Genomic DNA, 14,133 nt, shown 5'->3' on the forward strand with positions numbered 1-14,133 from the left:
ACGAAACAGCCGTCAAAACAACGGGTTGCGTGAAGCGTAGCAGGGTAGCACACCGGCGCGTGCCCTGCTTTTCGCTACAATCTGCGCTTTCCTGCGTGGCAGGGTCTGGATTTGGCGAGGAATGGGATGAGCGGTTCGGCGGGCTTGCAGGCGGGCCGGTATGACGTGGCCGTGCTGGGCGCTGGCGCGGCCGGCATGATGTGTGCCGCCGTGGCGGGCCAGGGCGGCGCGCGCGTGGTGCTGATCGACCACGCCACGCGGCTGGCCGAGAAGATCCGCATTTCGGGCGGCGGCCGCTGCAATTTCACCAACCTGCAGGCGGGGCCGGCCAACTATCTCTCGGCCAATCCGCACTTCTGCCGCTCGGCGCTGGCGCGCTACACGCCACAGCACTTCCTTGACCTGATGCGGCGCTACCGTATCGACTGGCACGAGAAGCACCGCGGCCAACTGTTCTGCAATGACAGCGCCGAAGACGTCATCGCCATGCTGCGCGCCGAGTGCGATGCCGGCCACGTGCGCTGGCAGACCGGCTGCAGCATCGCCGAGATCCGGCGTGAGGGCGACGACTACCTGCTGCTGTCCTCGCAGGGCGCCGTGCGCGCGGGCGCGATCGTGGTGGCCACCGGCGGCCTGTCGATTCCCAAGATCGGCGCCACCGACATTGGCTACCGTATTGCACGCCAGTTCGGGCTGAAGGTCGTGGAGACCCGGCCGGCGTTGGTGCCGCTGACCTTCGATGGCCAGGCCTGGCAGCCGTTTGTGCCGCTGGCCGGGGTGTCGCTGGAGGTGGATATCTCCACTGGCTCGGGCAAGACCGCCGGCGCCTTCCGCGAAGACCTGCTGTGGACGCACCGCGGACTCTCCGGTCCGGCTGTATTGCAGATATCGAGCTTCTGGCAGCCGGCGACGCCCATCAAGATCGACCTGTTCGACGGCGAAGATGCCGCCGACTGGCTGCTGGAGCACAAGGCGGGCAGCCGCAAGCACCTGGCTAACCTGCTGGGGCAGCGCCTGCCGGCCCGCCTTGCGGATGCGTGGTGCACGGCGGCTGGCGTGGACGGCGGCCTGCCGCTGCACGACATTGCCGACAAGGCGCTGCGGCGGCTTGGCGCAGCGCTGAACGACTGGCGCGTGGTGCCGTCGGGCACCGAAGGGTATCGCAAGGCCGAAGTGACGCTGGGCGGGGTGGATACGCGCGGGCTGTCTTCCACCACCATGATGGCGCGGGACGTTCCGGGCCTGTACTTCATTGGCGAAGTCGTCGATGTGACCGGCTGGCTGGGCGGCTACAACTTCCAGTGGGCCTGGGCTTCCGCCGTCGCGGCCGGACAGGCGCTGGCCGAGACGGCGCATAGCGGGCGCGCCATCGCCTGAGTGAGGTGTCCGGGGCACATTTTCCGCCGATGAGGCGTGGTGCTACAATCGACAACTCTGCATAACTGGCCCTGCGACAAGCACATTGGCAGCCAGGTGCTGCCCAACATTGCTGTACTGACGGCGCCCGCCTTTGCGCGCAGGCCCGCTGTGGCCAGGCCGCGGCGGGTTTTTGCGTTTCTGGCTTGCCGCAGCCGCCTGCCAACCCGTTTCCGGAAGATCACGATGTCCCTCAAAGCCAGAATCAGCGACGACATGAAGGCCGCCATGCGCGCCCGCGAAACCGAGCGTCTCGGCACCATCCGCCTGCTGCTGGCCGCGATCAAGCAGCGCGAAGTCGACGAGCGCATCGAGCTGGACGACACCGCGGTGCTCGCCGTTGTGGACAAGATGCTCAAGCAGCGCAAGGACTCGATCACCCAGTTCCAGCAGGCTGGCCGTGACGACCTGGTGCAGAAGGAGCAAGCCGAGGTCGATGTGCTCAAGGTCTATATGCCCGCCGCGCTCTCCGATGCCGAGATCGCCGCCGAAGTCCAGCAAGCCGTGGCCGATACCGGCGCTGCCGGTCCCCAGGACATGGGCAAGGTCATGGGCGTGCTCAAGCCCAAGCTGGCGGGCCGTGCCGACATGACCGCCGTCTCGGCGCTGGTCAAGGCGGCACTAAGCAAGTAACTGCGCATTTGACCCAGTAAGGTCGAAGATTGCCGGCAGATAGCAGGAAAATGGCCGGTGATGCAGATAATGCGGGTGCAATGTCGCGCCTACACTACAATTATTCGATAGCAGCCGGGAGCCTTTCCGGTCACGCATTTTCAAAAAAGCGGCTGCCCGGCCACCGGGCGGCCATGCCATCAGGACGGTCAGTCGGGTGATTCCGCAATCCTTCATTCAGGACCTGCTCAACCGTGTCGACATTGTCGATGTGGTGGGCAAGTATGTGCAGCTGAAGAAGGGCGGCGCCAATTTCATGGGGCTGTGCCCGTTCCATAACGAGAAGTCGCCGTCGTTCACGGTATCGCCGACCAAACAGTTCTATCACTGCTTTGGCTGCGGTGCGCACGGATCGGCCATCGGTTTCCTGATGGAGTATTCCGGGCAGTCTTATCCGGAAACGGTGCGCGAACTCGCCCAGTCGGTCGGCATGACCGTGCCCGAGGAGCGCGATCGATTGCCCCCGGGGCAGCGTGCGGAGCAGCAGGCGCGTTCATTGGCGCTCTCCGACGCCATGACGCGGGCCACCGATTTCTACCGGCGCCAGTTGCGTGGTGCGCCCCAAGCCATTCAGTACTTGAAAGGGCGCGGCCTGACGGGCGAGATTGCGGCCAGTTTCGGCCTGGGCTACGCGCCGGATGACTGGCAGGGGCTGGAAGCGGTGTTTGGCAGCTACCGCGACGACGGCATTGCGGCGCCGCTCGTGGAGGCCGGCCTGCTGATCGAGAGCAGCGAAAAGCGCGATGCGGACGGCAAGCCGCGCCGCTATGACCGCTTCCGCGACCGCATCATGTTCCCCATCCGCAACACCAAAGGGGCCGTGATTGGCTTCGGCGGCCGCGTCATGGGACAGGGCGAGCCCAAATACCTCAACTCGCCCGAGACGCCGCTGTTCAGCAAGGGCACCGAGCTGTACGGGCTGTTCGAGGCACGTCATGCGATCCGGGAAACTGGCTACGTCCTCGTGGTCGAAGGGTATATGGACGTGGTGGCGCTGGCGCAGCTCGGGTTTGCCAATGCCGTGGCGACGCTCGGCACGGCGTGTACGCCCGTGCACGTGCAGAAGCTGTTGCGGCAGACCGATTCCGTGGTGTTTTCATTCGACGGTGACGCGGCGGGCCGCCGTGCTGCCCGCCGGGGACTGGAAGCCTGCTTGCCGCATGTGGCGGACAACAAGTCCATCCGCTTCCTGTTCCTGCCGGCCGAGCATGACCCCGACAGCTATGTGCGCGAAGAGGGCACCGAGGCGTTCGCGGCGCAGGTGCGCGATGCCATGCCGCTGTCGCGCTTCCTGCTGCAGTCGGTGACGGAAGAACTCGACCTGCGCCAGCCGGAAGGCCGCGCCCGCGCGCAGTATGAGGCCAAGCCCCTGCTGCAGGCCATGCCGGCTGGCGGCCTGCGGCTACAGATTATCCGCGAGCTTGCCGATGCTACCGGTACGACGCCCGCCGAAATCGAGGCGCTCTGCGGCCTGCGCAGCGACCCGGCGCGCGCTGGCCGCTTTGCCCAGCCGCGACCGCGCACCCGGCGCCAGGCGCCAACGGGCCTGGAGCAGCGCGTATTGCAGTTGCTGATGTGCTATCCGTCATTATCGGCTCGGCTGGACGAGGACAGTCGTGCACTTCTGTTAGATTCGGAGGGCGGCGAAGCCGACGTTCTCGCGCATCTGGTCGCTGCCTGCGACGAGGTGGAGGGCCAGGTGAATTTCGCGGCATTCAGCGAGCATCTGGCGCAATCGCCCTTCGCCGAGGCGTACGCGGCAGCGCGTACCGCGGTGTTGCGTGAAGAGATTGAAGAGGAGCCGGCGACACAGGAATTCGACGCCGCCGTTACCAAACTGCTCGCTGAGCCGTTGAATCGTGAGTTGGAACGGCTTCAGGCCGCCGTGATCGCGGGCACGGCCGACGAGGCAGGGAAGGAGCGCATGCGCTGGCTGGTTGGCGAAGTCCATCGCCGCAGGCGGCTTGGCTAGTGCGCAGATAAGCACAATCGGTGGTGCATTGGGAGGTGGCGCCAACGAGGCGGTAAAGGGGAAAGCCATCGCAGTGTTGAGCTTAACCCTTGATTTTTCAGGTGAAACCCATACCTGACAGGAAGCTGGCTATCTGTGGCGTGCTACAATAGGCAGTTTGGATTGCGAAATCTTTCTCTCCATATCTGGTGAAAGTGAGCGTGCCAATGGCAAAGGCCAAAGCAACCGAAAAGGTTTCCGTAAAGGCTCCCCAATCCGGGAGCGGCAAGGCGTCTGTGAAATCCGCGGCGGCGAAAACATCGACCGCTCCTGTCAAGACGCCAGCCCGGTCTGCGCCATCAAAGTCCGCGCGAGGCGCTGAATCGCCCGCCGAGATCACTGCCACCAGAAATCGCACATCTGAGACAAAAGCCTCGACTTCGGCACGCGAGAGCGGCAAGGGCGCCAGGAGCGCCAGTACCAGCGGCAAGGTCGCCGCATCTGCACCAGTGAAAGGCAAGAGTATCACCGTGGCGAAACAGCAGAATACCGAAGTCGAGAGCAAACAGCCGGCCGCCGCCGGTGCCAGGAGCGCGAGCGCCAAGGCAGGCGCTGCTGCGCCGGCGCCGAAGGCACGCGCGGCATCTCCTGCAGCCGTTGCATCCGAGCGTCCCGCAGCGCCGGCCAGCAAGCCCGAGCCGAAAAAGCGCGGCCGCAAGCCCAAGGCCGAGATGCAGCACGATGACAGCACGACGGGCGACGTGACCGACGAGTTCGACGAGAACGAGACCCGCACCGCGACGCCTGCCGCGGCACCGAAGTCCGAAAAGCAGAAAGCCAAGGACCGCAAGGCCAAGGAAAAGGCGCTGCTCAAGGAGTTCGCCTCGACCCGGCAGGGCACCGAGGAAGAACTCGAGCTGCGCCGCCAGAAGCTCAAGGCGCTGATCAAGCTCGGCAAGTCGCGCGGCTATCTCACGTACGCCGAGATCAACGATCACCTGCCGGACGACATGGTCGATTCGGAGACGATCGACACGCTCGTCGCCACCCTGAACGACATCGGCATCGCCGTGTACGAGCAGGCGCCGGACGCCGAAACGCTGCTGTTGAACGACAACGCCCCGTCGGCCACCAGCGAGGAAGAGGCTGAAGAAGAAGCCGAGGCCGCGCTGTCGACGGTGGACTCCGAATTCGGCCGCACCACGGACCCCGTGCGCATGTATATGCGTGAGATGGGTACGGTGGAGCTGCTGACGCGCGAAGGCGAAATCGTGATCGCCAAGCGCATCGAGGCGGGCCTGAAGGACATGGTGATGGCCATTTCCGCCTGCCCGGTGACGATCTCGGAGATCCTGGCCAATGCCGAGCGCGTCGCCAGCGACGAGATCAAGATCGACGAATTCGTCGATGGCCTGATCGACCCGAACGCCGATGACGTGGCGCAAGACGCTGCCGGCGCATCGGCGGCGGACGAGGAAGAGCTGGAGTCGGAAGACGAAGAGGAATCCGACGAAGACGACGAGGACGACGACGCTGCCGGCGCCGGTGCTTCGGCGCGCCAGCTCGAAGAGCTGAAGCTGTCCGCGCTCGAGAAATTCCGCGTGATCGCCGAGCAGTTCGACAAGATGCGCCGCGCCTTCGAAAAGGAAGGCTACAAGTCCAAGCCTTACGTCAAGGCGCAGGAAGCCATCCAGTCCGAGCTGATGGGCATCCGCTTCACCGCCCGCAGCGTCGAGCGCCTGTGCGATACGCTGCGCGGCCAGGTGGACGAAGTGCGCAAGCTCGAACGCGCCATCCTGAACAACGTGGTAGACAAGTGCGGCATGCCGCGCGCGGATTTCGTTGCCCGCTTCCCGGGCAACGAGACCAACCTCGAATGGATCCACACGGTGGTTGCCGACGGCAAGCCGTACAGCACCATCGTCGAGCGCAATGTGCCGGCCGTGCATGAGTTGCAGCAGAAGCTGATCGACCTGCAGGCGCGCGTGGTGTTGCCGCTCAAGGAACTCAAGGGCGTCAACCGCAAGATGGCCGAGGGCGAGAAGCGCGCGCGCGAAGCCAAGCGCGAGATGACAGAGGCCAACCTGCGCCTGGTGATCTCGATTGCCAAGAAGTACACCAACCGCGGCTTGCAGTTCCTCGACCTGATCCAGGAAGGCAACATCGGCCTGATGAAGGCGGTGGACAAGTTCGAATACCGCCGCGGCTACAAGTTCTCGACGTATGCGACGTGGTGGATCCGCCAGGCCATCACGCGCTCGATCGCCGACCAGGCGCGCACCATCCGTATCCCGGTGCATATGATCGAGACCATCAACAAGATGAACCGCATCTCGCGCCAGATCCTGCAGGAAACCGGCAATGAGCCGGATCCGGCAACGCTGGCCGAGAAGATGGAGATGCCGGAAGACAAGATCCGCAAGATCATGAAGATCGCCAAGGAGCCGATCTCCATGGAAACGCCGATCGGTGACGACGACGACTCCCATCTGGGCGACTTCATCGAGGACACCAACACGCTGGCTCCGGCCGAAGCGGCACTGCACGGCTCCATGCGCGGCGTCGTCAAGGACGTGCTCGATTCGCTCACGCCGCGCGAAGCCAAGGTGCTGCGCATGCGCTTCGGCATTGAAATGAGCACCGACCACACGCTGGAAGAGGTCGGCAAGCAATTCGATGTCACGCGTGAACGGATCCGCCAGATAGAAGCCAAGGCACTAAGAAAGCTGCGCCATCCGAGCCGCTCTGATAAGCTCAAGAGTTTCCTGGAAGGCAGTTAAACGCTTCCACGGGCCTCTAGCTCATGCCTGGTTAGAGCAGCGGACTCATAATCCGTTGGTGCCGTGTTCGACTCACGGGAGGCCCACCAATTACCACGCGAGGGGTTGCGGGAATTTTTCCGCAACCCCTTTTGTTTTTTGCCTGGCGGGAGACTTTGCCCGACAGTCGCCATCCACACCGACTACCACCATAAGAGACCCCCAATGATTGATGCCCTGATCTCAGGAAAGCTGTACGGCCAGCCGGCCGAGCGCACCGGCAACGGTGGCCACCGCTTCGTCACCGCCAGAGTGCGCGCCGCGGCCGGCGACAACGAACCCGTGATTGTGAACGTGATCACGTTCACGCATAGCGTGGGAGATTCGCTCCTGGCCCTGCAGGACGGCGACAGCGTGTCGCTGTCTGGTTCGCTGACGCCGAAGGTCTGGACGGACAAGAATGGCCAAGTACGACCCGCGCTCGACCTGGTGGCGCATGCCGTGCTGACGCCCTACCACGTGAAGCACAAGCGCGAGGCGATGGAGGGTGAGCGCGGGGTCGAGAACGACGACATCCCGCGGTAACGGTGCGCGCCGGATGAAGTCTCCTTTCCGTGCGGTGGAATGATTCATAGCGGCCCTGACCGACCCATGCGCTACGCGCATGCCCGCATGCAGAGATATCGCTAACGCTCGCTGCGCCTGTTCTCCTAACATCGCCTCACCATCTGCCAGCCGGGCGTGCGTTGCATCCCCGCCATGAACCGCGGCAGTGGTTACCGATGAGGAGACCCATGCACAACAGCGCCGCGCCCACGAGCGCCACCGCCACCTATTCGCCGACAGGCCGGGCCATGTCCGAACCCGTGATCGAGCCTGTCATCGAGCCCGCCCAACGGCGTCGCGCCATCATCGCCACGGTGATCGGCAATGGTTTGGAGTGGTTCGACTTTACCGTCTACAGCTTCTTCGCGATCATCATCGCGAAGCTGTTCTTTCCCACCGGCAATGACCTCAGCTCGCTGCTGCTGGCCGTGGCCACCTTTGGCGTGGGCTTCTTCATGCGGCCGGTCGGCGGCATCGTGCTCGGCATCTATGCCGACCGCGTCGGCCGCAAGGCTGCGCTGTCGATGACCATCCTGCTGATGGCGCTGGGCACCACGCTGATCGGCATCGCGCCGACCTACCAGCAAGTGGGGATCTTCGCGCCGCTGCTGATCGTGGTGGCGCGCCTGCTGCAGGGCTTCTCCGCCGGCGGCGAGATGGGCGGCGCCACGGCCTTTCTGACCGAATACGCGCCCGAGCGCGAGCGCGCTTACTACTCGAGCTGGATCCAGGCGAGCATCGGCGTGGCCGTGCTGCTCGGCGCGGCGGTCGGCACCTTCGTCACGCGTTCGCTGAGCCCCGAAGCGCTCAACAGCTGGGGCTGGCGCCTGCCGTTCCTGCTCGGCATCGTGATCGGGCCCGTTGGCTACTACATCCGCCACCATCTCGACGAGACCCCGACCTTCCGCGAAACCGCCGAGCGCGCCGACTCGCCGCTGAAGGAGGTGTTCCAGGCCTACCCGCGCGAAACGTTCGCCAGCTTCTCGATGGTGATCCTGTGGACGGTGTGCACCTACGTGCTGCTGTTCTACATGCCGACCTATGCCGTCAAGGTGCTGAACGTGCCGCAGTCGGACGGCTTTATCGCCGGCATGGTGGGCGGCTGCACCATCATGCTGTTCGCGCCGCTGGTCGGCAGGCTCGCGGACCGCATCGGCCGCCGCGTGCTGCTGAGCGGATCGGCGCTGCTGATCCTGGTGCTGGCCTGGCCGATGTTCGCGTACATCAACCATGTGCCCGGCCTGTTGTCGCTGTTGGTGTTCCAGCTGGTGTTCGGCATCCTGATCGCTGCTTATACCGGCCCGATCCTGGCCGCGTTCTCCGAGCTGTTCCCCGCGCGCGTGCTGTCGACCGGCCTGTCCGTGGCCTACAACTTCGCGGTGACGATCTTCGGCGGCTTTGCGTCGTTCATCATCACCTGGCTGATCGCCACCACCGGCAGCAGCATGGCGCCCGCGATCTACGTCATGATCGCGGCCGCCATCAGCCTGGCCGGCACGCGCTTTGTCCGCGAACCCGCTTACCTGCAACAACGCTGATATGACCCAGATTCCACAGATCCTCTTTCACGGCGGCGATGTGCTCGACCCCGGCATGGGCGAGCTGCTGCGCGACCACGATGTCCTGGTAGAGGGCGAGCGCATCGTCGCGGTCGGCCCGGCCATCGATGCACCCAACGCCACGCGCATCGATGCACGTGGCAAGACCGTGATGCCCGGCCTGATCGATTGCCATGTGCACGTGCTGGCGTCGCTCGCGAACCTCGGCCTGAACGCGGTGCAGCCGAACGTGCTGGTCGCCATCCGCGCGTTGCCGATCATGAAGGGCATGCTCGACCGTGGCTTCACCACGGTGCGCGATGCCGGCGGTGCCGACTGGGGCCTGTCGCACGCGGTGGCCACCGGCCTGGTGCCCGGGCCGCGCATCTTCCCGTCCGGCAAGGCGCTGTCGCAGACCGGTGGCCATGGCGACTTCCGCCCGCGCTCCGATGTGCTGGAGCCGTGCTCGTGCGCATTCCGCGCCGGCGCCATCGCGCGCGTGGCCGATGGCGTCGACGCCGTCCGCCTGGCGGTGCGCGAAGAGATCCAGAAGGGCGCCACCCAGATCAAGATCATGGCGTCGGGCGGCGTGGCCTCTCCGACCGACCCGATCGGCAATACCCAATACAGCGAAGACGAGATCCGGGCCATCGTGGCCGAAGCCGAAGCCGCGCAGACCTATGTGATGGCCCACGCCTACACCGGCCGTGCCATCACGCGTGCCGTGCGCTGCGGCGTGCGCACCATCGAGCACGGCAATCTGGTGGACCGCGCCGCGGCTGATGAAATGCGCAAGCACGGCGCTTATGTCGTGCCGACGCTGGTCACCTATGATGCGCTGGCGCGCGATGGCGCGCGCCTGGGCCTGCCTGCCGATTCCGTCGCCAAGATCGAAACCGTGCGCCAGGCGGGCCGAGACTCGCTGCGCATCTACGCCGATGCCGGCGTGCCGATGGGCTACGGTTCGGACCTGCTCGGCGAAATGCACGACCACCAGGCCGAGGAATTCCGCATCCGCGCCGAACTGCTCGGCAATATCGAGGCGATCCGTTCGGCCACCTCGATTGCCGCGGCGATCCTGCAGCGCGATGGCGAACTCGGTGCCGTGCGGGCCGGGGCGACGGCGGACCTGCTGCTCGTGGATGGCAATCCACTCGACGATATCGGCCTGATCGCCGGCCAGGGCGAACACCTCAGCGTGGTGATGCAAGCCGGGCGCATTCACCGTCGCGCGTCCTGATCCACGATGCCCCTGCCCGGCGTCCACGCGGGGCAGGGTGCATTCCCACTCCGTCCCTCGTATTCGCGGTCTATCATGGCAGCTCCCGCGACCGGAAGCTCCCATGCGCATCTCCCCGCTACCGCCCCTGGCCAACCTAGTCGCCTTCGAAGCCGCGATGCGGCTTGGCAGCTTCACACGCGCCGCCGCGGAGCTGCATCTGACGCAAAGCGCGATCAGCCGGCAAGTCGCTCAGCTCGAAAGCTTTCTCGGACGCAAGCTGTTTATCCGCGAGCCGCGCGCGCTGCGCCTGACAGTCAGCGGCCAGCGCTATGCCGAGGTTGTGCAACGATTGCTGGTGGGCTGTGCCGAGGCCACCGAAGACGTGATGAAGGTGCGCAGTCACACGGCGCTGACCGTGGCGTGCTCCACGGGCGTGGCCGTGCTGTGGCTGACGCCGCGGCTGGCTTCGTTCCGTGCGGCACATCCCGAGATCCAGTTGCGGCTCATTGTGAATGACAGCCTTGCGTCGCTGTCTGCCGCGGAATTCGACATTGGCCTGTACTACCTGCGCGAGGGTCCGCCGCCCGGGCTGTCGGCGCGGCGACTGTACGGCGAGGAGGTCTTCCCGGTGTGCGCGCCGGCCTATCTCGACGGGCGCACGCTAGCCCCGTCAGCGCTGGTCAACGAGACCCTGCTGATGCTCGACGATGGCCAGCGGCAATGGATGTCGTGGCAGGCATGGTTCGCGCACCAAGGCGTGCATGACGCGAATCCGCGTACCTTCCTGACGTCGAACCAGTATCCGATCCTGCTGCAGCTGGCGATAGAGGGGCAGGGCATCGCGCTCGGCTGGCGGCACATGATCGACGGCTGCCTGCGCGATGGCCTGCTGGTGCGTGCTTGCGAAGCGAGTGCGAGCCTTGGTGGCGGCTACTACGCGATCTGGCCGCGCGATCGCATGGAACCCGCCGCCGCGCGTGCCTTCCGCAACTGGATGGTGCGGCAAGCGATGGCGGCGTAAATTCATGGCCGCCGCCTGGCCTCAGTATCCGGCCGCCCGGTCCACCAGGTTCATCAGCTCCCGGCCATCACGCATCCGGCGCACATTCTCCACGCACTGCCGCGCCACCAGTTCATACGACGGATCGCAAGCGATATGCGGCGTGGCTTCGATGCGCGGATGGTTCCACACCGGATCTCCCGGCTCCGGCGGTTCCTTCGAAAACACATCGAGCGCCGCGCCGGCCAGGTGGCCTTCGTCGATCAGCGCGGCCAGGTCGGGTTCGACCAGGTGCTCGCCGCGACCAACGTTGATGAAGAAAGCGCCGGGCGGCAATTGCGAGAGTGTCTGCCGGTTCAGCAGGCCATGCGTTTGCGGCGTGAGCGGCAGCGTGCAAACCAGGATGTCGGTCTGCGCAAGCATGGCCGACAAGCCGGCATCGCCGGTGTAGTCGGTCACACCGGGAATGCCCTTGCCGCTGCGGCTCCATCCCGCCACCGGAAAGCCGATGGCCGCGAACGTGCGCGCCACGGCGCTGCCGATCTCGCCCATGCCCAGCACGCCGACGCGGCAGCGTGAGAGATCCGGTGCCGGATGGCGCTTCCATTCGCCACGGCGCTGTTGCGCGGCATAGTCGCCCAGGCGACGCGCATGGCGCAGGGCCATGGCCAGCACGTAATGCGCGATGCCGGTCTGCTGGCCCGGATCGACCACGCGCGTGACCGGCATGTTTGCCGGCAGGTCGGGCGCGGCCAGCAGTTTGTCGACGCCAGCCGCGGCGGCGCAGACCAGGCGCAGGTTGGGGAAGGCGGGCAGCACGCCGGGCTTCAGGCCCCAGGCCATGATGGCTTCGACTTCGTCCGCGGGTGCGTTTTCGCGGCCGTTCCAGACGGGGATGTCGGGCGCGGCTTCACGCAGCGCGGCGGTGATGGGGCCCGCCATGAACGACGGAAGATGTACGAGGATGCCCATGTCAGTTGCGGAAATCGGGTTGGATTCGGTCCAGGCGGCGCAGCAGGCCAGGCCATGCCAGGCCCGAGCCCTTGCCCTTGGTGGCCTGGCGCGCTTGCTCGCCGACGTCGGCGCTAACCGCTTCCGGCACCAGCGTCAGCGGCGTGCCGCCGCTCTGCGCGAGAATCTGGACGCGGCATGCCGACTCCAGCGTGTACATCGTCAGGAACGCGTCTGACACCGTGCGCCCGCAGGTCAGCAGGCCGTGGTTGCGCAGGATCATCTGCTTGCTGCGGCCAAGGTCGGCCACCAGCCGCACCTTTTCGTCCTCGCGCAGCGCCACGCCTTCGTAGTCGTGATAGGCCAGGCCCATGCGCGCGAACATCGCCTGTTGCGAGAGTGGCAGCAGGCCGGCCTGCTGCGCCGACACCGCCACGCCGTGCGGCGTGTGGGTGTGCATGACGCAGCCGATCTCGGGCCGCGCCTCGTGCACGGCACTGTGGATGATGAAGCCCGCTGGGTTGACGTCATACGGCGTGTCCAGCACGGGCTGGCCGTGATGGTCGACCTTGACCAGGCTGGACGCCGTGATCTCGTCGAACAGCATGCCGTAGGGATTGATCAGGAACTGGTCGGGCGCGTCGGGCACGCGTGCCGAGATATGGGTGAAGACCAGGTCGTCCCAGCCGAAATGCGCGACCAGGCGGTAGGCCGCCGCCAGGTCGACGCGCATCTGCCATTCCGCGTCGGAAACGCGGTCCCTGACGGAATCGACCGCATCGACGAGTTGTACTTGCGCCATGTAAATGCCTCCGGGGGTGTGTTCTGTGTCGTGAGTGCGGAGGCATTCTGCGCCAGGGCCTGCGCGCAAGTCTGTTAAGTATTGGACAATCTCGCTTTGGCCAGCGGGGAGGGTGATGTGAAAGCCGTGGATTCCGGCAGGGCGCTGCCGCGCAGCGTGTTGGCCAGCGGATGGCTGCGCAATGCGCCGGTGCGCGTGCTCGACGCCGTGCAGAAGGCTGCACGCCGCCAGCGCTTCGGCGACGGCGACATGATCTTCGCGCGCGGCGATCCGCCGACGTATTTCTGCATGGTGCTGGCGGGCCGCGTGCGCATGAGCCGCGTCAGCGCGAGCGGACGCGAGTCGGTCTATTCGGTGATCGGCCGCGGCCGCTGGTTCGGCGAGATCTCGCTGCTCGACGGCAAGCCGCGCACGCATGACGCTTTCGCCGTGGGGAGCACTGAGTTGCTGGTGCTGGGCCGGCGCGATTTCGACCGAATCCTTGTCGCCCATCCGGAAGGCATGCAGCTGATCGTCCAGCAGATCTGCGCGCGCCTGCGCGTCGCCTTCGATCACGCCGAGCGCGCGCAGCAGGCACCCGTGGATGCGCGCATGGCGGCGCGCCTGCTTGAACTGGCCGATCGTACCGACCATGTGGTGCGGGTCTCGGCCGAGGACCTCGGCGACATGGTCAACCGCTCGCGCCAGACCGTCGCCAAGTACTTGCAGGCATGGGAGGACGCCGGCTGGATACGCCGCCATTACCGGCAAGTGGAAATACTGCAGCCCGCGGCGCTGCGGCGGCTTGCTACGAGTTGACCGGACGTGCGCCGTGGGCCCAGAGCGCTCAACCGGCTGCTGGCAAACGGTGCTGTGCGAACGGCCAGGCCGGCAGTTGCGTGTTGCCATGCGGCTGGCCCGCTGATGCTGCGGACGGCGCTGCCTGGCCCGTCGCGCCGGGCAAGCCGAGGAACACCGTAGAAGTCATCAGGAAGCGGTCACGCGCCTGGCGAAAAAAGTCCAGATCCATGTTCAGGCTCAAGGTCAAGGTCAAAGGTTCGGTGTCCTGTCGTGTCGGGAGTCAATCCGGCGCCTCAAGAGCTGTCGTTGGCTGCGGACTGGCGGCATCATCGCCGCGCTTTGTGACACGTTGTTGAAATCCTCAAAGCCCATACTGGCTTGAGAGATCAACCGGCGCGAGTGGCCGTGCGCGCAGTGCTGCCTTGCCCACCTGTTC

Annotated in this window: 13 protein-coding genes and 1 tRNA gene; 10 read left to right on the forward strand and 4 right to left on the reverse strand. The window is 65.7% G+C overall.

Translation table 11 applies throughout. The features are described 5' to 3' along the window. Positions 1–126 precede the first annotated feature (126 nt). From ACIGJB_RS04100 to dnaG, 3 genes are all read left to right on the forward strand, one after another. Positions 127–1,377, forward strand: a complete 1,251-nt coding sequence (locus ACIGJB_RS04100; protein WP_483731522.1) for a BaiN/RdsA family NAD(P)/FAD-dependent oxidoreductase — start codon at positions 127–129, stop codon at positions 1,375–1,377. 225 nt (positions 1,378–1,602) lie between these two features. Continuing rightward, a complete protein-coding gene (locus tag ACIGJB_RS04105) occupies positions 1,603–2,049 on the forward strand; it encodes a GatB/YqeY domain-containing protein (RefSeq protein ID WP_483731523.1) in 447 nt (148 codons plus the stop codon). 196 nt (positions 2,050–2,245) lie between these two features. Then, positions 2,246–4,060, forward strand: a complete 1,815-nt coding sequence (gene dnaG, locus ACIGJB_RS04110; protein WP_483731524.1) for a DNA primase — start codon at positions 2,246–2,248, stop codon at positions 4,058–4,060. 97 nt (positions 4,061–4,157) lie between these two features. Here the strand turns inward: dnaG and ACIGJB_RS04115 are convergent, their stop codons facing one another. Next, on the reverse strand, positions 4,158–4,559 hold the full coding sequence (locus ACIGJB_RS04115; protein ID WP_483731525.1) for a hypothetical protein: 402 nt from the start codon (positions 4,557–4,559) through the stop codon (positions 4,158–4,160). Here ACIGJB_RS04115 and rpoD point away from each other — a divergent pair. The 6 genes from rpoD to ACIGJB_RS04145 all read left to right on the forward strand — a co-directional run bounded on the left by rpoD (position 4,549) and on the right by ACIGJB_RS04145 (position 11,185). After that, positions 4,549–6,819 carry an RNA polymerase sigma factor RpoD gene (gene rpoD / locus ACIGJB_RS04120; protein WP_483731526.1) on the forward strand — a complete coding sequence of 757 codons (2,271 nt, stop codon included), beginning with the start codon at positions 4,549–4,551 and terminating at the stop codon, positions 6,817–6,819. The genes ACIGJB_RS04115 and rpoD overlap by 11 nt on opposite strands. Positions 6,820–6,829: 10 nt before the next feature. Further along, positions 6,830–6,908: transfer RNA gene (locus ACIGJB_RS04125), tRNA-Ile, on the forward strand. A 115-nt stretch (positions 6,909–7,023) separates the two neighbouring features. Then, the gene (locus tag ACIGJB_RS04130) at positions 7,024–7,383 is read left to right on the forward strand and encodes a single-stranded DNA-binding protein (RefSeq protein ID WP_483731527.1); all 360 of its coding nucleotides are present in this window, start codon (positions 7,024–7,026) and stop codon (positions 7,381–7,383) included. 209 nt (positions 7,384–7,592) lie between these two features. After that, positions 7,593–8,942: an MFS transporter gene (locus tag ACIGJB_RS04135; RefSeq protein ID WP_483731528.1), complete on the forward strand. Its 1,350-nt coding sequence runs from the start codon at positions 7,593–7,595 to the stop codon at positions 8,940–8,942. Between the two features lies 1 nt (position 8,943). Next, positions 8,944–10,182 carry a metal-dependent hydrolase family protein gene (locus ACIGJB_RS04140; RefSeq protein WP_483731529.1) on the forward strand — a complete coding sequence of 413 codons (1,239 nt, stop codon included), beginning with the start codon at positions 8,944–8,946 and terminating at the stop codon, positions 10,180–10,182. Positions 10,183–10,285: 103 nt separating this feature from the next. Beyond that, the gene (locus ACIGJB_RS04145) at positions 10,286–11,185 is read left to right on the forward strand and encodes a LysR substrate-binding domain-containing protein (protein ID WP_483731530.1); all 900 of its coding nucleotides are present in this window, start codon (positions 10,286–10,288) and stop codon (positions 11,183–11,185) included. A gap of 21 nt (positions 11,186–11,206) precedes the next feature. On the opposite strand, the gene ACIGJB_RS04150 is transcribed toward ACIGJB_RS04145, so the two are convergent. Beyond that, positions 11,207–12,136 (reverse strand): 2-hydroxyacid dehydrogenase, encoded by a 930-nt coding sequence (locus ACIGJB_RS04150; RefSeq protein WP_483731531.1) that lies wholly within the window; start codon positions 12,134–12,136, stop codon positions 11,207–11,209. Position 12,137: 1 nt separating this feature from the next. Then, entirely contained in the window at positions 12,138–12,917 is a 780-nt protein-coding gene (locus ACIGJB_RS04155; protein WP_483731532.1) for a class II aldolase/adducin family protein, read from the reverse strand. Between the two features lie 117 nt (positions 12,918–13,034). Here ACIGJB_RS04155 and ACIGJB_RS04160 point away from each other — a divergent pair, with 117 nt between their 5' ends. After that, a complete protein-coding gene (locus tag ACIGJB_RS04160; RefSeq protein WP_483731533.1) occupies positions 13,035–13,715 on the forward strand; it encodes a Crp/Fnr family transcriptional regulator in 681 nt (226 codons plus the stop codon). 28 nt (positions 13,716–13,743) lie between these two features. On the opposite strand, the gene ACIGJB_RS04165 is transcribed toward ACIGJB_RS04160, so the two are convergent. Next, positions 13,744–13,950 (reverse strand): hypothetical protein, encoded by a 207-nt coding sequence (locus tag ACIGJB_RS04165; protein ID WP_483731534.1) that lies wholly within the window; start codon positions 13,948–13,950, stop codon positions 13,744–13,746. Positions 13,951–14,133 lie beyond the last annotated feature (183 nt).

The organism is Cupriavidus sp. C2SS-8b (assembly GCF_057073745.1).

Excerpts from the sequence above, each read along its gene's own strand:
- ACIGJB_RS04150 (WP_483731531.1), bottom strand. The coding sequence starts at position 12,136 with ATGGGCATCCTCGTACATCTTCCGTCGTTCATGGCGGGCCCCATCACC.
- ACIGJB_RS04105 (WP_483731523.1), top strand. The coding sequence starts at position 1,603 with ATGTCCCTCAAAGCCAGAATCAGCGACGACATGAAGGCCGCCATGCGC.
- ACIGJB_RS04155 (WP_483731532.1), bottom strand. The coding sequence starts at position 12,917 with ATGGCGCAAGTACAACTCGTCGATGCGGTCGATTCCGTCAGGGACCGC.
- ACIGJB_RS04140 (WP_483731529.1), top strand. The coding sequence starts at position 8,944 with ATGACCCAGATTCCACAGATCCTCTTTCACGGCGGCGATGTGCTCGAC.
- ACIGJB_RS04130 (WP_483731527.1), top strand. The coding sequence starts at position 7,024 with ATGATTGATGCCCTGATCTCAGGAAAGCTGTACGGCCAGCCGGCCGAG.
- ACIGJB_RS04100 (WP_483731522.1), top strand. The coding sequence starts at position 127 with ATGAGCGGTTCGGCGGGCTTGCAGGCGGGCCGGTATGACGTGGCCGTG.
- ACIGJB_RS04135 (WP_483731528.1), top strand. The coding sequence starts at position 7,593 with ATGCACAACAGCGCCGCGCCCACGAGCGCCACCGCCACCTATTCGCCG.
- ACIGJB_RS04145 (WP_483731530.1), top strand. The coding sequence starts at position 10,286 with ATGCGCATCTCCCCGCTACCGCCCCTGGCCAACCTAGTCGCCTTCGAA.